This is a genomic window from Pseudomonas sp. Leaf59, assembly GCF_920984685.1.
Lineage (GTDB): Bacteria > Pseudomonadota > Gammaproteobacteria > Pseudomonadales > Pseudomonadaceae > Aquipseudomonas.
The window spans coordinates 43,967-62,431 of the sequence record NZ_CAKLBR010000007.1; the positions used below are offsets into that span (position 1 = coordinate 43,967).

Annotated in this window: 20 protein-coding genes and 4 tRNA genes; 19 read left to right on the forward strand and 5 right to left on the reverse strand. The window is 60.7% G+C overall.

From position 1 onward, the window contains the following. Positions 1-101: 101 nt before the first annotated feature. Positions 102-1,049 (forward strand): 4-hydroxy-3-methylbut-2-enyl diphosphate reductase, encoded by a 948-nt coding sequence (gene ispH, locus LUB09_RS09870; protein ID WP_209988424.1) that lies wholly within the window; start codon positions 102-104, stop codon positions 1,047-1,049. On the opposite strand, the gene LUB09_RS09875 is transcribed toward ispH, so the two are convergent. Beyond that, positions 1,003-1,584 carry a GspH/FimT family pseudopilin gene (locus tag LUB09_RS09875; RefSeq protein ID WP_209988428.1) on the reverse strand — a complete coding sequence of 194 codons (582 nt, stop codon included), beginning with the start codon at positions 1,582-1,584 and terminating at the stop codon, positions 1,003-1,005. The two genes, ispH and LUB09_RS09875, sit on opposite strands and share 47 nt — an antisense overlap. Before the next feature lie 206 nt (positions 1,585-1,790). Between LUB09_RS09875 and pilV the strand changes: the two genes are divergently transcribed. The 5 genes from pilV to thiO all read left to right on the forward strand — a co-directional run bounded on the left by pilV (position 1,791) and on the right by thiO (position 5,081). Continuing rightward, positions 1,791-2,264 (forward strand): type IV pilus modification protein PilV, encoded by a 474-nt coding sequence (pilV, locus tag LUB09_RS09880; protein WP_269325485.1) that lies wholly within the window; start codon positions 1,791-1,793, stop codon positions 2,262-2,264. After that, the gene (locus LUB09_RS09885) at positions 2,261-2,968 is read left to right on the forward strand and encodes a PilW family protein (protein ID WP_231422480.1); all 708 of its coding nucleotides are present in this window, start codon (positions 2,261-2,263) and stop codon (positions 2,966-2,968) included. The genes pilV and LUB09_RS09885 overlap by 4 nt, the downstream gene beginning before the upstream one ends. Before the next feature lie 36 nt (positions 2,969-3,004). Continuing rightward, positions 3,005-3,496, forward strand: a complete 492-nt coding sequence (locus LUB09_RS09890; RefSeq protein WP_231422481.1) for a pilus assembly PilX family protein — start codon at positions 3,005-3,007, stop codon at positions 3,494-3,496. An 11-nt stretch (positions 3,497-3,507) separates the two neighbouring features. Further along, positions 3,508-3,909 carry a type IV pilin protein gene (locus tag LUB09_RS09895; protein ID WP_231422482.1) on the forward strand — a complete coding sequence of 134 codons (402 nt, stop codon included), beginning with the start codon at positions 3,508-3,510 and terminating at the stop codon, positions 3,907-3,909. 62 nt (positions 3,910-3,971) lie between these two features. Further along, positions 3,972-5,081 (forward strand): glycine oxidase ThiO, encoded by a 1,110-nt coding sequence (thiO, locus tag LUB09_RS09900; protein ID WP_231422483.1) that lies wholly within the window; start codon positions 3,972-3,974, stop codon positions 5,079-5,081. Here thiO and LUB09_RS09905 read toward each other — a convergent pair. Both LUB09_RS09905 and LUB09_RS09910 read right to left on the reverse strand, forming a co-directional pair. After that, positions 5,068-5,301: a PP0621 family protein gene (locus tag LUB09_RS09905; RefSeq protein WP_231422484.1), complete on the reverse strand. Its 234-nt coding sequence runs from the start codon at positions 5,299-5,301 to the stop codon at positions 5,068-5,070. The genes thiO and LUB09_RS09905 overlap by 14 nt on opposite strands. Before the next feature lie 126 nt (positions 5,302-5,427). Further along, complete coding sequence (locus LUB09_RS09910) at positions 5,428-6,453, reverse strand: outer membrane protein assembly factor BamD (RefSeq protein ID WP_004372374.1); 1,026 nt, start codon at positions 6,451-6,453, stop codon at positions 5,428-5,430. Between the two features lie 149 nt (positions 6,454-6,602). Here LUB09_RS09910 and rluD point away from each other — a divergent pair, with 149 nt between their 5' ends. The 7 genes from rluD to LUB09_RS09945 all read left to right on the forward strand — a co-directional run bounded on the left by rluD (position 6,603) and on the right by LUB09_RS09945 (position 11,693). After that, on the forward strand, positions 6,603-7,565 hold the full coding sequence (gene rluD, locus LUB09_RS09915) for a 23S rRNA pseudouridine(1911/1915/1917) synthase RluD (RefSeq protein ID WP_015371141.1): 963 nt from the start codon (positions 6,603-6,605) through the stop codon (positions 7,563-7,565). Then, the gene (gene pgeF / locus LUB09_RS09920) at positions 7,562-8,287 is read left to right on the forward strand and encodes a peptidoglycan editing factor PgeF (RefSeq protein ID WP_231422485.1); all 726 of its coding nucleotides are present in this window, start codon (positions 7,562-7,564) and stop codon (positions 8,285-8,287) included. Before rluD ends, pgeF begins: the two co-directional genes overlap by 4 nt. A 131-nt stretch (positions 8,288-8,418) precedes the next feature. Continuing rightward, positions 8,419-10,983 (forward strand): ATP-dependent chaperone ClpB, encoded by a 2,565-nt coding sequence (gene clpB, locus LUB09_RS09925; RefSeq protein ID WP_057006965.1) that lies wholly within the window; start codon positions 8,419-8,421, stop codon positions 10,981-10,983. 296 nt (positions 10,984-11,279) lie between these two features. Then, positions 11,280-11,355 (forward strand) — tRNA-Asn (locus tag LUB09_RS09930). 9 nt (positions 11,356-11,364) lie between these two features. Further along, a tRNA-Pro gene (locus tag LUB09_RS09935) sits at positions 11,365-11,441 on the forward strand. A gap of 5 nt (positions 11,442-11,446) precedes the next feature. Next, a tRNA-Lys gene (locus LUB09_RS09940) sits at positions 11,447-11,522 on the forward strand. Positions 11,523-11,616: 94 nt separating this feature from the next. Next, positions 11,617-11,693, forward strand: a tRNA-Pro gene (locus LUB09_RS09945). A gap of 82 nt (positions 11,694-11,775) precedes the next feature. Here the strand turns inward: LUB09_RS09945 and LUB09_RS09950 are convergent. Together LUB09_RS09950 and LUB09_RS09955 are read right to left on the reverse strand one after the other, a co-directional pair. Continuing rightward, positions 11,776-12,576: an isocitrate lyase/PEP mutase family protein gene (locus tag LUB09_RS09950; RefSeq protein ID WP_231422486.1), complete on the reverse strand. Its 801-nt coding sequence runs from the start codon at positions 12,574-12,576 to the stop codon at positions 11,776-11,778. 92 nt (positions 12,577-12,668) lie between these two features. After that, on the reverse strand, positions 12,669-13,397 hold the full coding sequence (locus tag LUB09_RS09955; RefSeq protein ID WP_231422487.1) for an NAD-dependent epimerase/dehydratase family protein: 729 nt from the start codon (positions 13,395-13,397) through the stop codon (positions 12,669-12,671). 300 nt (positions 13,398-13,697) lie between these two features. Between LUB09_RS09955 and LUB09_RS09960 the strand changes: the two genes are divergently transcribed. The 6 genes from LUB09_RS09960 to paaD are packed head-to-tail and all read left to right on the forward strand — an operon-like array spanning position 13,698 to position 18,459. Continuing rightward, the gene (locus tag LUB09_RS09960) at positions 13,698-14,153 is read left to right on the forward strand and encodes a hypothetical protein (protein WP_057006962.1); all 456 of its coding nucleotides are present in this window, start codon (positions 13,698-13,700) and stop codon (positions 14,151-14,153) included. 30 nt (positions 14,154-14,183) lie between these two features. Next, a complete protein-coding gene (locus LUB09_RS09965; RefSeq protein ID WP_057006961.1) occupies positions 14,184-15,920 on the forward strand; it encodes a class I adenylate-forming enzyme family protein in 1,737 nt (578 codons plus the stop codon). Next, positions 15,917-16,894 carry a 1,2-phenylacetyl-CoA epoxidase subunit PaaA gene (paaA, locus tag LUB09_RS09970; RefSeq protein ID WP_231422488.1) on the forward strand — a complete coding sequence of 326 codons (978 nt, stop codon included), beginning with the start codon at positions 15,917-15,919 and terminating at the stop codon, positions 16,892-16,894. The genes LUB09_RS09965 and paaA overlap by 4 nt, the downstream gene beginning before the upstream one ends. Continuing rightward, positions 16,884-17,168, forward strand: a complete 285-nt coding sequence (paaB, locus tag LUB09_RS09975) for a 1,2-phenylacetyl-CoA epoxidase subunit PaaB (RefSeq protein WP_231422489.1) — start codon at positions 16,884-16,886, stop codon at positions 17,166-17,168. The genes paaA and paaB overlap by 11 nt, the downstream gene beginning before the upstream one ends. Next, entirely contained in the window at positions 17,165-17,935 is a 771-nt protein-coding gene (gene paaC / locus LUB09_RS09980) for a 1,2-phenylacetyl-CoA epoxidase subunit PaaC (protein ID WP_231422490.1), read from the forward strand. Before paaB ends, paaC begins: the two co-directional genes overlap by 4 nt. Then, positions 17,929-18,459: a 1,2-phenylacetyl-CoA epoxidase subunit PaaD gene (gene paaD / locus LUB09_RS09985; protein ID WP_269325486.1), complete on the forward strand. Its 531-nt coding sequence runs from the start codon at positions 17,929-17,931 to the stop codon at positions 18,457-18,459. The genes paaC and paaD overlap by 7 nt, the downstream gene beginning before the upstream one ends. Positions 18,460-18,465: the final 6 nt, after the last annotated feature.

The following is an 18,465-nucleotide window of genomic DNA, read 5'->3' on the forward strand; positions in this document are numbered from 1 at the left end:
ACCGCCATCGGGAGCAAGCCCCCTCCCACCTTTGATCTCCACAGGCAGTTCGGCCAGCGTCAACACCTGACTCAAACTGGCTGCAAGACACGAGGCACAGCATGCAAATCAAACTCGCCAACCCCCGTGGCTTCTGTGCCGGCGTGGACCGGGCGATCGAAATCGTCAACCGCGCCCTGGAAGTCTTCGGGCCACCGATTTACGTGCGTCATGAGGTCGTCCACAACAAATTCGTGGTCGAAGACCTGCGCGCACGCGGTGCCATTTTTGTCGAAGAGCTTGACCAGGTGCCGGACGACGTAATCGTCATCTTCAGCGCCCACGGAGTTTCCCAGGCCGTGCGCACCGAAGCGGCGGGGCGGGGCCTTAAAGTATTCGACGCCACCTGCCCGCTGGTCACCAAGGTGCACATCGAGGTGGCGCGCTACAGCCGCGACGGCCGTGAATGCATCCTGATCGGCCATGCCGGTCACCCGGAAGTCGAAGGCACCATGGGCCAGTATGACGCCACTAACGGCGGCTCCATTTATCTGGTGGAAGACGAAAAAGACGTCGCCAGCTTGCAGGTGCAGAATCCCGAGCGTTTGGCTTTCGTGACCCAGACAACGTTGTCCATGGACGACACCAGCCGTGTGATCGATGCCTTGCGCACCCGCTTCCCGGCCATTGGCGGCCCGCGCAAGGACGACATCTGCTACGCCACGCAGAACCGCCAGGATGCGGTCAAGCAACTGGCCGACGAATGCGATGTGGTATTGGTGGTCGGCAGCCCCAACAGCTCCAACTCCAACCGCTTGCGCGAGCTGGCTGAGCGCATGGCGACACCGGCGTATCTGATCGACGGCGCCGAAGACCTGCAGCGCAGCTGGTTCGACGGTGTCGAGCGCATCGGCATCACCGCTGGCGCCTCGGCTCCGGAAGTGCTGGTGCGCGGCGTGATCCAGCAACTGCACGCCTGGGGTGCCACCGGTGCCGACGAGCTGGCCGGTCGTGAAGAAAACATCACTTTCTCCATGCCCAAGGAGCTGCGGGTTCGCTCGCTGCTCTGATTGCCAGGGTGCCGGAGCCACTCCGGCACAACGCCTGCTCGGCCCTGTCGCTGCGCAGGCTGATGCGTCCGCTGGGCGCCAGCACCACCTGATACAGGCTCAGCGCCTGATCCGCGTCGCATACATGCACAGTGCCAGCACGAAATCCCCCGCCGGCGAAGACCGGCTCGCCCATCCCACTGAAACGCACCTGGCTTCTGACCGGGCTGTTACCTACCATCGGTACGCGTGCGCCGTCCTGGCGTACCCGCAGCACCGGATTATCGTCGTCCTTATAGCCGCGTCCGCTCATGTCCACTACCACGCGCCATCCACGGCTCCAGTCGTCGTCCACGGCGTGAATGATCACTGGCCGATTCCGTGCGATGGCCTCGGTGCGCGCGTAGCGCATGCCGCTGGCCAGGGATTGCGCGGCGTCCTGGCGGTGCCGGGACTCCAGCAAACCCTTGAAGCTCGGCACGGCCAAATGCGCCAGGATGCCGCTCATGATTAACCCGAGCAGCAGTTCGATCAGGGTAAAGCCTCGCTGTTTCATAAGTCGTCCCTCCGTGGACGCGATGGGGATTGAGGTTGCCTGTTCAGGTATAGCGCGCCAGTCCGTGCGCTGAATGATGGCCTTCATGTCCAAAGTATTTCCCTTTGTTCCGGCAGCGGCGGGGTTCGAAAAGCGCCGCTAGTCTTGGGTCGCACCGCAGGATCTTCCTGCTTGTTTTCGGCCCTCGACATGGATAACGACGGTAAATGCCTGGCTGCCCAACTCCCTTTTGCCCCAAGTGCCAAGCGGGCATGACCTTGATCGAAGTGCTGGTGGCGATGCTCATACTCGCCGTCGGCCTGCTGGGCGCGGCGGTGGTCCAGCTCAACGCGCTCAAGTACACCGACAGCGCACGCATGATCAGTCAGGCCAGCTTTATCGCCTACGACATGCTGGACCGCATGCGCGCCAATGCCGGGGCTGATTACGCATGGGCGCGCACCGAGCACGCGCCACCGGCCAGCTCGAGCGCCAGTGTGCGTGACCTCGACTTGCATGATTTCGACGCCAACATCACCGAGTTTGCCGGTGAAAGTGCCAAAGGCGCGGTCGCCATTCGCGGTAGCGATGTGACCGTCAGTCTCAGTTGGGATGACACGCGGGGCTCGAACATCCAGGGGGCACGGCAAACCTTCACCCTGACCAGCCGCATCAGCGGCGACGCGGACGTGACCCGATGAATCGCGCTGTTCGAGGTTTCAGCCTGGTGGAGATGCTGCTGGCGTTGGCAGTCGGCCTGCTGCTGACCCTGGGTGTCAGCCATGTGGCGATCAGTGCTCGAGCGTCCCAGGCCAGCCAGCAGGCGGCAATGCTGCTGCAGGATGATGCACGCTTCGTGCTCGGCAAAATGATTCAGGATATTCGGCAGGTGGGCATGTTTGGCTGCCAGGCCACGGCGTTTGTCGACAATGCGCCGGTGGCGTTTGATCGGCCGATCAGTTGGCGTGCGACGGGAGGCTCGAAGTCGCTGACGTTGGTGACGGCCGATGTGGGAGAGGGCAACGGCCTACAGGATTGGACGGTGCTGTCCGACTGTTCCGGCCATGCGCAAGCCTTTGCCGGTGCACCGCCTTCGTTAACCCCAGGGCAGATACGTTTCGCGATACGGCAATTGACCTACACCTTCGAGTCGGGCCAGTTGAAGGTCAGCACCCCGGCAGCTCCGGCGAAAACGGTGCTGGTGGATAACGTGCAGGCGTTCGACTTGAGCTTTGGCGTGGCCGCTCGATCCGAGTCGCGCCATGTTGTGCGTTATGAACAGAGCCCGGCGGACGAGTCGTTGATCCGTAGCGTGCGTATCCGCCTGACACTGCAGGACCCCACCGGGCGCGTGAAAAACCAGACCTACAGCGTCGTTGCGGCGCTGCGTAATCGGGTGGGATAGGGGCGTATGTGCGCAATTGATCATCGGCAGAAGGGCATGGCGTTAATGATCAGCCTGGTATTCCTGCTGCTGTTGTCACTGGCCGGCCTGTCGTCGATGCAGGACGCTGTGTCGCAGCAGAAAAGCGCGGGCAGTGCGTGGCATCGCAATCAATCGCTGCAAAGTGCCGAAAGCGGCCTGAGATTGGGTGAGTCGAGCCTGCGTCGAGCCGCTGCCGCGTGGCCGTTGTGCGCATCGGTCATGACCTGTGGGCCACCGGGGGAGTCGGCTTCAGTGACGGGGCCTGGGACCCATCCTGTTTCGGCAGTGAAATGGCTTGCCATGACGAACGGTTTCTATGGGGTTCAGTCGCTGGGGCCGACAACGGGGTTGCCGCATCTGCTGCCCCAGGCCGCGGCGCCGCTGTTTCGGGTCACGGCCGTGGGGATCAGTGGGCAGGTGCGTACCGTGCTGGAGGCCATGTACGCGCAGGTGGGAGAGGGGGAGGACGCGCAGTATCGGCGGGTCCTGTGGCGGCAATTGCACTAGGGAGCGTGTAAATGGGCAGGGATAGCAGGGGATTTACCCTGATCGAGTTACTGATCGCCGTGGCGATCATCGCGTTGCTGGCCGGTATTGCCTATCCCGGCTACACCAGCCATGTAAAAAAGGCATACCGTGCAGAAATCGTCGCGTTGTTGACGCAGCAGGCGCAGCATCTCGAGCGCTTTTACAGCCGAAGCGGCACCTTTATTGATGCGAGCGGCGTCAGTGATGGCAATGATCGCTATAGAATCACGGCTGCATTGGATCTCTACGCATTCAGCCTGCTCGCGACGCCTGTCGCCGATTCGGTGATGGCGGCTGATCCCTGCGGGGCATTCGGTCTCGCCAGCACGGGGGAGCGCACCAACCCGGGGGCGACTCCCGACATGTCGCGCAAGACATGCTGGGGGCAGTGATGAGCGTGCAGGAAGAATGGGCGCCGGGCGCGCCTTTCCCCTTTTATTGGCTGGATCAAATAATGGCTAAGCAACAGCAAGTGGTGATTGTCGGCGGCGGTGTAATTGGATTGCTGACGGCGTTCAACCTTGCCACTCAAGGGCGGGCGGTGGTTTTGTTGGACCGCGCCGACCTTGGTCAGGAGTCTTCGTGGGCGGGTGGCGGGATCGTTTCGCCGCTGTACCCTTGGCGCTACAGCCCGGCAGTCACTGCACTGGCCCATTGGTCCCAGGATTTTTATCCACAGCTGGCAGCGCAATTATTTGCCGCAACCGGCGTCGATCCAGAGGTGTACACCACCGGTTTGTACTGGCTGGACCTGGATGACGAAGACGCAGCGCTGGCCTGGGCAGCCCGCGAAGGGCGACCGTTGAGCAAAGTCGATGTTTCGGCGGCGCACGATGCCGTTCCCGCATTGGGCGGCGGTTACTCCCAGGCCATCTACATGGCAAACGTGGCCAATGTGCGCAATCCGCGCCTGGTCAAATCCCTCAAGGCCGCGTTGTTGGCATTGCCGGGTGTGACCATTCAAGAGCAGTGCGAGGTCGATGGGTTCGTTCTGGACGGTGACACCGTGGTGGGTGTGAACACGCCAGCGGGTCCGATCCTGGGTGATCAGGTGGTGCTCGCGGCCGGCGCCTGGAGCGGGGAGCTACTGGCCAAACTGGGCTTGTTGCTGCCCGTGGAGCCGGTCAAGGGTCAGATGATTCTGTACAGCTGTGCGCCTGACTTTTTATCGAGCATGGTGTTGGCCAAGGGGCGTTATGCGATTCCCCGACGCGACGGTCACATTCTGATCGGCAGCACCCTGGAGCACGCAGGGTTCGACAAGACGCCAACCCGGTTCGCGCTGGACAGTCTCAAGGCGTCGGCTGTGGAGTTGATACCCGGGTTGGCGGATGCCGAAGTGGTTGGCCATTGGGCGGGTTTGCGCCCAGGCTCGCCGGAGGGCATTCCGTATATCGGCGAGGTGCCTGGCTTCAAGGGGCTGTGGCTCAACTGCGGGCATTACCGTAATGGCCTGGTGCTTGCCCCGGCATCCTGTCAGTTGTTCGCGGACTTGCTGCTTGAGCAGGTGCCGATCATCGACCCTGCGCCCTATGCGCCGGCAGGTCGGCTCAACGCTGGATAGATTTCGGCCCCTGCTCCAGGTGCGCCTGGGTGCAATACCAGTCCTGGTGCGAACTGATGGCGCGATCCTGCGGCAAATGCACGCCACAGTGGGCGCAGCGCACCATCAGCGCCGCGCCGGGCTCGCCGGGGCGTTGCTGCCGAGCTGCCGGGCTTTTGAACGTGCGCCATAACCATACCGCGGCAGCAATGACGGCAATCCAGAACAGTAGACGAACCATGATGGGCAGTTTCTCGACAGGGAATGCGGCAGTTTAGCCAAGGACGCGACGGGCGCACAGTGCATAAATACGCGCCCATGAAAAAGGGAGCTCCCGAGAGCTCCCTTTTGCGTTGCGTTGGACAGGTCAGTCGAACACGCCGAAGGTCATGTAGCTGAACCACGAGCGGTCCTGGTTATTGCCCAGGGCCTGTGGCTCCTGCTCCTCGATCACGTCACCGTTTTCGTCATGGGGCTTGAGCTCGGAAGGAATGGCATCCTTGGCGTCCTGGTACTGCTTGATCACGTCCTGGTTGGCGCGGGTTTCACCCGGCGGCAGCGGTGGACGGGAGTCGATCAGGCCCAGGGTGTACTTGCTCAGCCACGAACGATTGTCGGCTTCAGCCACCTGAGGCACGAACTGACCGTCTTTCAGGCTTGGGTGATCAGGGTAGTTGAGCTTCAGGGTTTCCAGGCTGGTGTTGGCCAGCTCGTCCAGGTGCAGGCGCTGGTAGGCCTCGGTCATTACCGCCAGGCCGTCACCCACCGAAGGGGTCTCCTGGAAGTTTTCCACTACATAGCGACCACGGTTGGCGGCCGCTACATAAGCCTGACGGGTCAGGTAGTAGTGGGCGACGTGGATCTCGTAGGACGCCAGCAGGTTGCGCAGGTAAATCATGCGCTGCTTGGCGTCCGGCGCGTAGCGGCTGTTGGGGTAGCGGCTGGTCAGCTGGGCGAACTCGTTGTAGGAGTCGCGGGCAGCGCCCGGGTCACGCTTGGTCATGTCCAGCGGCAGGAAGCGCGCCAGCAGGCCTACGTCCTGATCGAACGAGGTCAGGCCCTTGAGGTAGTAGGCATAGTCTACGTTCGGGTGCTGTGGGTGCAGGCGGATGAACCGCTCTGCAGCGGACTTGGCAGCTTCCGGCTCGGCGTTCTTGTAGTTCGCGTAGATGAGCTCGAGCTGCGCCTGGTCGGCGTAGCGCCCGAACGGATAACGCGACTCCAGGGCCTTCAGCTTGGCTGTGGCACTGGTGTAGCTATTATTGTCCAGGTCTTTCTGAGCTTGCTGGTACAGCTCGACTTCGCTCAGGTTTTCGTCGACGACGTCCTTTGTTGACGAGCAAGCAGCAGTCATGGCGAGGATGGCGATCAGCAGCAGGTGTTTCACTTGCATGGCGGCTTGCGTCCCTATGACGGCCGCTGTCTTGGGCGGGGCCGTCCTGTTATGATGAGCGCCCCGTTGAAAGCCTCGGGGCAAAAGACGCCGTATTTAACCACAAGCGCGCAGCCGAAACCAAAGGCTGTGCCACGCCTAGTCTGAGCATGTCCGATAAAATTGAACTTCGCGCAGAGGTGCCGTCCGAATTGGGCGGCCAACGCCTCGATCAAGTCGCCGCACAATTATTCGCTGAGCACTCGCGCTCGCGCCTTTCCGCCTGGATCAAAGACGGCCGCCTGACTGTGGATGGAGCGGTTATCCGCCCGCGAGACATAGTCCATGGCGGTGCGATTCTTGAGCTGACTGCCGAGCAGGAAGCCCAGGGAGAATGGGTCGCCCAGGACATCGAGCTGGATATCGTCTATGAAGATGACGACATCCTGGTCATCAACAAACCCGCAGGCCTGGTGGTTCATCCGGCCGCCGGGCACGCTGATGGCACCTTGCTCAATGCCTTGCTGCACCACGTGCCGGACATCGTCAACGTCCCGCGCTGCGGCATCGTGCACCGCCTGGACAAGGACACCACCGGCCTGATGGTGGTGGCCAAGACCATCCAGGCGCAGACGCAGCTTGTTACTCAATTGCAGAGCCGCAGCGTCAGCCGGATCTACGAATGCATCGTGATCGGTGTGGTGGTGGCGGGCGGCAAGATCAACGCGCCCATCGGTCGCCACGGCCAGCAGCGCCAGCGCATGGCGGTCATGGAAGGCGGCAAGCAGGCCGTCAGCCACTACCGCGTGCTGGAGCGTTTCCGCTCCCACACCCATGTGCGGGTGAAGCTGGAAACCGGGCGTACCCACCAGATTCGCGTGCATATGGCCCATATCAACTTCCCGTTGGTCGGTGATCCGGCCTACGGCGGTCGCTTCCGCATCCCTCCTGCGGCGAGCCAGACCATGGTTGAATCGCTGAAAACTTTCCCGCGCCAGGCACTGCATGCCCGCTTCCTGGAGCTGGATCATCCGACGAGCGGTAAGCGGATGAGCTGGGAATCGCCGCTTCCAGACGATCTGGTCTGGTTGTTGTCGTTGCTCAAGCAGGATCGCGAGGCGTTTGTCGGATGAGTGACTGGCTGATTCCTGACTGGCCTGCGCCGTCTCAGGTTAAAGCCTGCGTTACCACCCGGGCGGGCGGCGTCAGTCTGGCGCCGTTCGACAGCCTCAATCTGGGCGATCATGTCGACGACGTTCTAGAGGCCGTGCTGGAAAATCGGCGGCGCCTTACCGATGCCTTCGCTATCGAGCCGGCCTGGTTACGCCAGGTCCATGGGGTTAGCGTGGTCGAGGCAGACCCTGGTCGCATTGCCGAAGCCGATGGCAGTTGGACCAGCACGCCGGGTATCGCCTGCACGGCCATGACCGCCGACTGCTTGCCGGCGTTGTTGTGCAATCGCGCCGGCACCCGTGTCGCGGCGGCCCACGCCGGTTGGCGTGGCTTGGCGGCTGGCGTGTTGGAGACGGCGGTCGAAAGCCTGGCCACCGAGCCGGCCGACGTATTGGTCTGGCTCGGTCCGGCAATCGGCCCGCAAGCCTTTGAAGTGGGGCCGGAGGTGCGCGAAGCGTTCATGCACCAACTGCCGATCACCGAACGAGCCTTTGTACCCAGTCGCAATCCCGGCAAGTTCATGGCCGACATCTACGAACTGGCCCGCCTGCGCCTTGCTGCTCGGGGCGTAACAGCGGTCTACGGCGGCGGTTTTTGCACCGTGACCGACCCGCGTTTCTTCTCCTACCGTCGCAGCCCTCGCACCGGCCGATTTGCCTCCCTTATCTGGCTTGAACGCTAGACTCTCCTGATCCACGTCACGTGTCGCCCGCTTGAATCTTCCAGAATCCACCCCATCTATAAGGGTATCTGGCAGGTTTCTTCATTCAGGATGTGTTTACAGCTCCGGCCTGCTCAAAAGGAAGGTGACTAATGCGTATTGATCGTTTAACCAGCAAATTACAGTTGGCTTTATCGGACTCCCAATCTCTGGCGGTCGGCCTCGACCATCCGGCGATTGAGCCTGCTCATCTGATGCAGGCACTCCTGGAACAACAAGGTGGTTCTATCAAGCCCTTGTTGATGCAGGTGGGCTTTGACGTCAACAGCCTGCGCAAGGAGCTGAGCAAAGAGCTCGACCAACTGCCAAAAATCCAGAACCCCACTGGCGACGTGAATATGTCCCAGGACCTGGCACGCCTGCTCAACCAGGCTGATCGCCTGGCCCAGCAGAAAGGCGACCAGTTCATCTCCAGCGAACTGGTGCTGCTCGCCGCCATGGACGAGAACAGCAAGCTCGGCAAGTTGTTGCTGGGGCAGGGCGTGAGCAAGAAGGCCCTGGAAAATGCCATCAACAACCTGCGTGGCGGCGATGCTGTCAACGACCCCAATCATGAGGAGTCGCGTCAGGCCCTGGACAAATACACTGTCGACCTGACCAAGCGCGCCGAAGAGGGCAAGCTCGACCCGGTGATCGGCCGTGATGACGAGATCCGTCGCACCATTCAGGTCTTGCAACGCCGCACCAAGAACAACCCGGTGCTGATCGGCGAACCTGGCGTGGGTAAAACCGCGATTGCCGAAGGCCTGGCCCAGCGCATCATCAATGGCGAAGTGCCGGACGGCCTCAAGGGCAAGCGCCTGCTGTCGCTGGACATGGGCTCGCTGATCGCCGGCGCCAAGTTCCGTGGCGAGTTCGAAGAGCGCCTGAAATCCCTGCTCAACGAACTGTCGAAGCAGGAAGGGCAGATCATTCTGTTTATCGACGAACTGCACACCATGGTCGGCGCCGGTAAGGGCGAGGGCTCCATGGACGCCGGCAACATGCTCAAGCCGGCGTTGGCGCGCGGCGAGTTGCACTGCGTCGGGGCAACCACGCTCAACGAATACCGCCAGTACATTGAAAAGGACGCGGCCCTTGAGCGGCGTTTCCAGAAAGTGCTGGTGGAGGAGCCGAGCGAAGAGGACACCATCGCAATCCTGCGTGGCCTTAAAGAGCGTTACGAGGTGCACCACAAGGTGGCGATCACCGACGGCGCGATCATTGCGGCGGCCAAGTTGAGCCATCGCTATATCACCGACCGGCAGTTGCCGGACAAGGCCATCGACCTGATCGATGAAGCGGCCAGCCGCATTCGCATGGAGATCGACTCCAAGCCGGAAGTGCTCGACCGTCTGGACCGGCGCCTGATTCAACTGAAAGTCGAATCCCAGGCCCTGAAGAAAGAAGAAGACGACGCTGCGAAGAAACGCCTGGAAAAACTCCAGGAAGAAATCCAGCGCCTGGAGCGCGAGTATTCAGACCTCGAAGAAATCTGGACCTCGGAAAAAGCCGAAGTGCAGGGCTCTGCGCAGATCCAGCAAAAGATCGAGCAGTCACGCCAGGAACTGGAAGCTGCGCGCCGCAAAGGCGACCTGAACCGCATGGCCGAGTTGCAGTACGGGGTGATCCCGGACCTGGAGCGCAGCCTGCAGATGGTCGACCAGCACGGCAAGTCCGAGAACCAGTTGCTGCGCAGCAAGGTGACCGAGGAAGAAATCGCTGAAGTCGTCTCGAAGTGGACCGGTATCCCGGTATCGAAAATGCTCGAAGGCGAGCGCGACAAGTTGCTGAAGATGGAGCACCTGTTGCACCAGCGCGTCATCGGTCAGGACGAGGCGGTGGTGGCGGTCTCCAACGCGGTACGGCGTTCGCGCGCCGGGTTGTCCGATCCGAACCGTCCGAGCGGCTCATTCATGTTCCTGGGCCCGACCGGTGTGGGCAAGACCGAGCTGTGCAAGGCGCTGGCGGAGTTCCTGTTCGATACCGAAGAGGCCATGGTGCGTATCGACATGTCCGAGTTCATGGAGAAACATTCGGTGGCGCGCCTGATCGGCGCACCGCCAGGCTATGTCGGCTATGAAGAGGGCGGTTACCTGACCGAAGCCGTGCGGCGCAAGCCTTACTCGGTGATCCTGCTGGATGAGGTCGAGAAGGCGCATCCGGATGTGTTCAACATCTTGCTGCAAGTGCTCGAAGACGGTCGCCTGACCGACAGTCATGGGCGTACCGTGGACTTTCGCAACACGGTGATCGTGATGACCTCCAACCTGGGCTCGGCGCAGATCCAGGAATTGGTGGGTGATCGCGAAGCCCAGCGTGCGGCGGTCATGGATGCGTTGACCACACACTTCCGTCCGGAATTTATCAACCGGGTCGATGAGGTGGTGATCTTCGAGCCATTGGCGCGGGATCAGATCGCGGGCATTACCGAGATCCAACTGGGGCGCCTGCGTGGACGTCTGGCCGAGCGAGAACTGTCGCTGGAGCTGAGCCGAGAGGCGTTGGACAAGCTGATCGCGGTCGGTTACGACCCCGTGTATGGCGCGCGGCCGCTCAAACGCGCCATCCAGCGCTGGATCGAGAACCCGCTGGCGCAGTTGATCCTGTCGGGCAGCTTCATGCCGGGCACCAGCGTCGAGGCGACGGTGGAGAACGACGAAATCGTTTTCCATTAAGCCCGGTCTGTACGCAAATAAAGAGAGGCCCCGCATTGCGGGGCCTTTTTTTTCGATAGGGCGTTGAACTGTAAGGCAAAGGCTTGTAAAGTGCGCCCCGCAGCAATGTCAGCCCACGGGTTTCTTCCCCCCAGGAAGAAATCAGAAAGAAGCGCAAATCCTTGTCTTGAAAGCAATTTAAAGGGTTGACAGAGGTTTTTAAGATTGTAGAATAGCGCGCCTCAGAGGCACTAACGTAGCGATACGGACGGGGCTGAAGAGGAAGTTACACCGCAGTAAAATTTGAAATATTCAGTTCCGTGATAGCTCAGTCGGTAGAGCAAATGACTGTTAATCATTGGGTCCCAGGTTCGAGTCCTGGTCACGGAGCCAATTTCAAACCGGGGTATAGCGCAGTCCGGTAGCGCGCCTGCTTTGGGAGCAGGATGTCGGGAGTTCGAATCCCCCTACCCCGACCATATTTGGGTCGTTAGCTCAGTTGGTAGAGCAGTTGGCTTTTAACCAATTGGTCGTAGGTTCGAATCCCACACGACCCACCATTTTTGAGACCAGTTAGCGCTGGAATCGAATCTTAAGATCAGAGGCCAAAAGCGCTGATCGAAGAAGGCGACTGAAAGGTCGCCTTTTTTTTACCGGGGTATAGCGCAGTCCGGTAGCGCGCCTGCTTTGGGAGCAGGATGTCAGGAGTTCGAATCCCCTTACCCCGACCATATTCAGAAAAAAGGCGCCTCCATGAGGCGCCTTTTTTTTGCTCTGAATCTGGCAGTTGGGAATTGATGCTGCCAGGGTTTTCTATTCAGGCATCAAGCCGTTCAACTCCCCATACGTGAAACCCTTCAGTGCCTGCGTATCCAGCCTGCCGCGTTCCTGAAATGAGCGCGCGAGTCCTTCCATTGCTCCGTATAGAAATTCCGCGATGCTTGAGCCTGCACTCAAGCGCCTGACGCCCAGAAGCGCCAGCTCATCCGGCGGGGGCAGGGCGTCACGCGCCAAAAGATTCACGGGCAGGCTCGATTCTTTGCACAGGATCCCTATCTCGGCCGGGTCGAGCATCCCGACGGCGAACAAGCCATTGGCGCCCGCTTCTGCATAAAGCGCAGCACGCCTGATGATCTCTTCGAGCTTTCGATCATTGGGCAAAAGGTTTTTCAGGTAAACATCGCTGCGCGCATTCACAAACAAGTTAACGCCGCGTTTTTCGGCTACCTCCCGGGCGACATTTATTTTGCGCACCAGTTGCTCGGGCGGCCCAACGCCATCTTCAATATTGATCCCCACCGCACCTGCCGCGACAACGGCATCGATGACGTGTGCAACGTGCTGCAGGTCGTCGGAGTATCCGCCTTCGATGTCCACGGTCAGCGGCACACGCAGCACCCGCGTCATGGACTCAACGTTGGCGGCCAACAGTGCCAGAGGGAGCTGATTGCCGTCTGCGTAGCCATTCGACCATGCCATACCGGCACTGGTGGTGGCGATTGCTGCGGCGCCCAGTGACTCCACAATCCGTGCGCCACCTGCGTCGCTTACGTTGGCCAGAATCAGTAGGCCCTGGTTGTGCAAATCATGAAAAACAGTGTCCAGTGACGTCATGTTATGTACCTCCGTGCAGCTTTACGGGTCATTGGTGTTGGCGGCGCGGGTGGACGCGGGCGCTGTCCTTACGTCCGCCGCACCTGTGAGGATCAAGCCTTTATCACCTCGGCAGACCAGCCCAGCACGCGCTTGGCTTTCTCGTTGCTGACGGTTGGATTGTCCTCGGTAATGTTGAAAATACCCCCTTCCTCTGTCTGCAAGGCCAGCAAGGCGGCGCGCGCTGCGGCGTTTACATGCACGGGACTTGCACCGCTGGGCTCATCCGTGCCGGTGCCGGGCCCGTACAGTTGGCCATAACGCAGAACCGTACCATGCAGTGTGGGTTCGCTCAGTACCTGATGTTCCAATGCTGCCACGCCTCCCACACTTATGCGGCGGGCACCCTCGGCCTCTACGTCCAGGGGATGGGTTTCCAGATAGGGCGTTTCGCCTGGGCAGTAGGCCCAGGCAATGCTTTGGGCGACCAGGCGACTGGCACCCGCGGCCTTTGCCGCAGCCACCAGATTGTGCGTCCCTTCGGTGCGGATGCGTGCGTTGTTTTCCACGGCCTTGGCCATCAGCTCGGGACTCAGCCCGCGTGGCAGATCCGTAAGTTGATGCACGACCCCCCAGGGCTGTATGGAAATCAACGCTTCCTCCAGGCGTTTCGCGTCGTAAACGTCAACGACCACCGCCGTTGCACCTGCCGCTTCGATGTCCTTCACTTTCTCGCTGTGACGCGTGGTGCCGTACACCTCGAATTGCGCCTCGACCAACAACTTGATCAAGGCGGTACCGATGACACCGGATGCGCCTGCGACCAGAACTTTACGCGACATTGCAATTACCTCTTTGAGCATTCATCGGGAACGAAGCAGGCCTGCGGCCAACACTTCAGAGACAACCATCCTAGCTGCTGTGAGTGATTCTCCTAGGGGCAAAAAACGTAAAACAGCCCATGACAAGAGTTGTCAGTCCCGAGGCTGCGGGCGCCCAGCCTTGTTTCAAATTCGATTTCTTGTCGTGTTCCAGTTGTCGAATCTTGTCCCTTAAACGGCCAGGTAGATCGGCCTACAGTCGCCGCATCGAAGACACCCTGGCGTCTGAATCGGACGACCAGTCAAGAATGAGAAGCTGACATGCCCGTATACCCCTCCTGGAAATTCGCGCTGATCCTTGCCCGTGTCGCATTAGCCAGTGCATTCCTTTCTGCGGTTGCCGATCGATTCGGCTTTTGGGGCGCGATGGGTCAGCCCGGCGTGTCGTGGGGCAGCATGCAAGGCTTTTATCTGCACGTGGCCAAGTTGGTGCCATGGGCACCAGACATGGCCGTGCCCGCGCTGGCCTGGTTCGTCGACATTCTGGAAGCAGTGCTCGGCATTCTTCTGTTGGCAGGCATTCAACTGCGTCGCACCGCATGGGTCAGCGGTGTCCTGTTGCTGGTGTTCGCCATCAGCATGGTGCTGTTCCAAAGCCTGAAGTTGGCCCTGAACTTCAGTGTGCTGACCTGCAGTGCCTGCTCCTTCCTCCTCTATCTGGCCTACGCCGCACCGCGCGACGTCGAGCCTGTGGCTGTGCCCCCGAAAGACGTTTGAGCTATTTCACTTCACACGAGAGATCCAAGGATGAACCCGATTACCCAGCAGCAGGCATGGGACACATTGTTCGCAGATCCGGAACTTGGTGCAGGAAACTTCCTGTCCAAGTCGGTAGCAGCCTACGGTCGGCTTGAAGCTGATTTTCTGTTCCTGGAGAAGGCGTTCGTGGGGCCCAGTGGTGAGTCGCACGAGGCATTCTCTCTGGACAGCCTGCACCACCAGGTGAAGCAACTGGCAGGCTGGTACCTGGGCTGCGGGGTGAGTGCAGGGCGTCACGTGTGTCTGTATCTGGGAGATGGCATCCCGTCTTTTCTGCACTTTCTGGCGTTGGGCACGTTGGGTTGCGTTCCCGTGTTGATCAACGGGCATCTGCGCGCCGACATCGCCACGCTGTACGCACAACGTAATCGGTTCGATATATTTGTGTGCGATCAGGAGACCCGCTCGCGCTGGAATCTGACCACAGAACTCGAAGGTCTGACGGTGCTGGATGCCCACTTTCGCGAAGGCTCGCCAGTCGCCTGTCTGCCGGTTCCCGAACAAGGCTGGCCGGTCACGAGAAAAGCTGAAGACATCATCATGGTGTGCCACAGCTCGGGAACCACCGGGATTCCCAAAGCCGTGCTGTTCGGCCATGAACAATTCTTCAATGGCAAGCGCGAGCGCCTGCGCAGCTTCGTGGAAGGCCCCGACGACAAACTGGCCACCGCCATGCCGCCCACTCATGCCGCCGGTATCAGTTACCTGATGACGGCCGTGATGCTGCAGTTGCCAACCCTGTCGCTCAATACTCAAACGGGTTCGGTGCTCGCTCACATGCTGGCGAGCTTTCAGCCCACGATCGTGACAGCGTTTTCGCAGAGTTATGCCTCCCTTGCCGAACTGAATTTGCCTGATGGCTACCTGGGCAGTATTCAACGTTTCTACAACACCGGTGATACCGCACACGAGGCGCATATTCGAGCGTTGTTGCGTCTGGCGCCCGAGGCTCGATTCACTGACATGTTCGGCGCCTCGGAGCTTGGGATGTCGCAGTTTTTCAAGGTGTCTCGTGAGGGCAGCGTCGCGAGCAAGCGTACCGTCGGACATGCCGCCAGCTATGCCCGCTGCGACATTCTTTCAGCGCAGGGCGAATTGTTGCCGGATGGCACCGCGGGCTATTTCGGCGTGCGCTCCCCCACGGTTACACCGGGCTACTACGGTCAACCGCATCTCACGGCGCTGACCGAACTGAACGATTACTGGCTGACAGGCGACGTGGGCTTGCGCATGGCCAATGGCGAATTCGTTCACCTTGACCGCATCGTTGACACCGTGCCGAGCAACCTTGGCGTTTCTGTCTACACCCTGTTGCTCGAAGAGCATTTGCTGGCGCTGCCAGGCGTGTTCGACGTCAGTGTCGTGGGGGTGTCCCGCGGACCTACCCGTGAAGAAGCCGTGCTGATACTGGTTCGTGGGCAGGACGCGGGTGTGGATGCCGATGAGGTGCTGCAGCATGCCATGACCTGCTACCCCTTCCAGGGACGAGGCGAGCTGCCAGGCTACACCCTCTGTGCTGGCATTCTGGCAAACACTTATGCGCTGCCGGCCGGCTCGACCGGAAAGATCCTCAAGCGCCAGATACGTGAGCACTTCTGGAACTGGCAGCGCGACTTTGACGAGGGCGACCGTTCAGTGCTGAGCGACCTGGTCTGGAACCAGTTTCTGCGTGAGCCGCCGTTGGCGACGACGCCGGTCAGCCTGCTGGAATATCTGCAGCCATGAGCACCGTATCGAGTCAGGACAGTGCTGTGTCAGAGGCCGCGTTTGCACAGCGGATCGACCGAGGCGACAAAATCGAGTCCCAGGACTGGATGCCCGAAGGCTACCGGCGCACGTTGCTGCGCCAGATCTCGCAGCATGCCCACTCGGAATACGTGGGCATGTTGCCCGAAGGTTTCTGGCTGACACGTGCGCCCAGCCTGCACCGTAAATGCGTGCTGTTGGCCAAGGTTCAGGACGAGGCCGGTCACGCCCAATATCTTTACAGCGCGCTGGAAAGCCTGGGTGTCGATCGCGACGAGGCGTATCAGGAGCTTCTGGCCGGGCGCGCGAAGTACCTGAACATATTCAATTATCCCGCGCTCACCTGGGCAGACGTTGGCATGATCGGCTGGTTGACCGACGGCGCTGCCATCGTCAATCAGGTCCCGCTGTCTCGCAGCTCTTATGGTCCCTACGCCCGGGCCATGGTGCGCATCTGCCAGGAAGAGAGTTTTCACCATCGCCAGGGTTTTGATTTGGTCCGCAAGCTGGTGGAAGGCACGCCCGAGCAACGGCTGATGGCGCAGCAGGCACTGGATCGCTGGTGGTGGCCGACGCTGATGGTGTTCGGTCCGCCGGATGCGGATTCACCCCATTCCCGGCAATCGATGAAATGGGGCATCAAGCTGTACTCCAACGACACCCTGCGTCAGAAATTCATCGACCAGACGGTCCCGCAGATTCACCACCTGGGCTTGAGCGTGCCCGACCCTGATCTGCACCTGAACCCGCACACGGGCCACTATGAAAGCGGCCCTATCGACTGGTCTGAATTCCGGCGCGTGATTGCGGGTAACGGGCAGTGCAACCGGCATCGCCTCAACAGCCGTCAGCGCTCCTGGGATCAGGGCGCCTGGGTTCGCGAGGCCGCTGCCTGCCATGCCGCCAAACAGGCAGCCCAATCTGCGAACGGGGGTGATGAGCATGCCGAATGAACTGAACACCTGGGAAGTTTTCGTGCGTAGCCAGAACGGTATTGCCCACCGTCATATCGGCAGCGTCCAGGCCAGTGATTCGCAGATGGCCCTGCAGTACGCGCGCGACGTGTACACCCGGCGGGATGCGTTTGTCAGCCTGTGGGTCGTGGCCTCCGAACACGTGATCAGCAGCGCCGGTCAAGACCAGGCTGCCTGGTTCGAAACCGCTCACGACAAGGATTATCGCCAGGCGACCTATTACCCGGTTCCCGACGGAGTGCAGCATCTATGAACCTGTCGGCCTCCTGCGACACCTCGTTGTCCGACTACCTGCTGCGCCTGGGCGACAACGCCCTGATCCTGTCTCAGCAGCTGTGTGGCTGGTGCGGGCACGCACCGACGCTGGAAGAGGACGTCGCACTGAGCAACATCGCGCTCGATCTGCTGGGGCAAGCCAGGCTGTGGCTGGAGTACGCCGGCGCCAGCATGGTTCCCGTTCGCGATGAGGATGACCTGGCCTACCACCGCGACGCCCATCAATTCACACATGTGCTGTTGGTGGAGCAACCCAACGGTAACTTCGCGGACACCCAGGTTCGGCAGTTTCTTTTCGATAGCTGGCATTGCCTGCTTCTGACCGAATTGTCCCGCTCCACGGAGCCGCGCATAAGCGCCATAGCAATCAAGGCGCGCAAGGAAGCCACCTACCATCTTCAGCACAGCAGCCAGTGGATAGTGCGCCTGGGCGATGGTACCGAGCGCAGTCATCGATACGCTCAGCGTGCGCTGGAACAGTGCGTTGACTACGTCGGCGAACTGTTTGCAATGGACGCGGTTGATCACGAGATGGTGCGTCTTGGCATAGGTGCCGACCTGGCCGCACTGCGACCACAGTGGCAGGCCTACGTGGAGCAGGTTCTGGCAGCAGGCAATCTGGTCTACCCGGCGAGTGCGATCAGCGTTCAAGGTGGCAGACACGGCCAGCACAGCGAATTGCTGGTGGGGCTGCTGATGGAAATGCAGCACCTGGCACGCAGTTATCCGGGGGCTCAATGGTGAACCCTCATCAGGACGCCACGCAGGAGCAGGGCACGTCGGGAATCTGGGCACTGTTAGCTGAGATTCCAGACCCGGAAATGCCCTACATATCCATCGTTGACCTGGGCATTGTCCGCGAAGTGCGCTGGCAACCCGATGCCTTGAACGTGGTGCTGACACCCACCTACAGCGGCTGTCCGGCGCGCCGTGAAATTGAGCAAAGCGTGCGTGATGCGCTGCACCGAAACGGTATTCAGACGCTGTGCATCGAGACTCGCCTGCACCCGGCATGGACCACCGAGTGGGTCACCGCGCAGGGCAGAGAAAAGATGCGCGCTGCGGGTATCGCGCCGCCCCTGGCAGTGCTCGCAGAGTGGCAAACCTTGACGTTCTGGCCCACGTCCAGTGACGCGCCCCGACCGCAGTGCCCCCACTGCGGCGCGGCGCAGACACGGCTGCAAAACCCGTGTTCAGGCAGCCGCTGCAAAGCGCTCTACCACTGCGATGCCTGCCGTAATCCGTTCGAGTATTTCAAGAGCTTTTGACTTTCA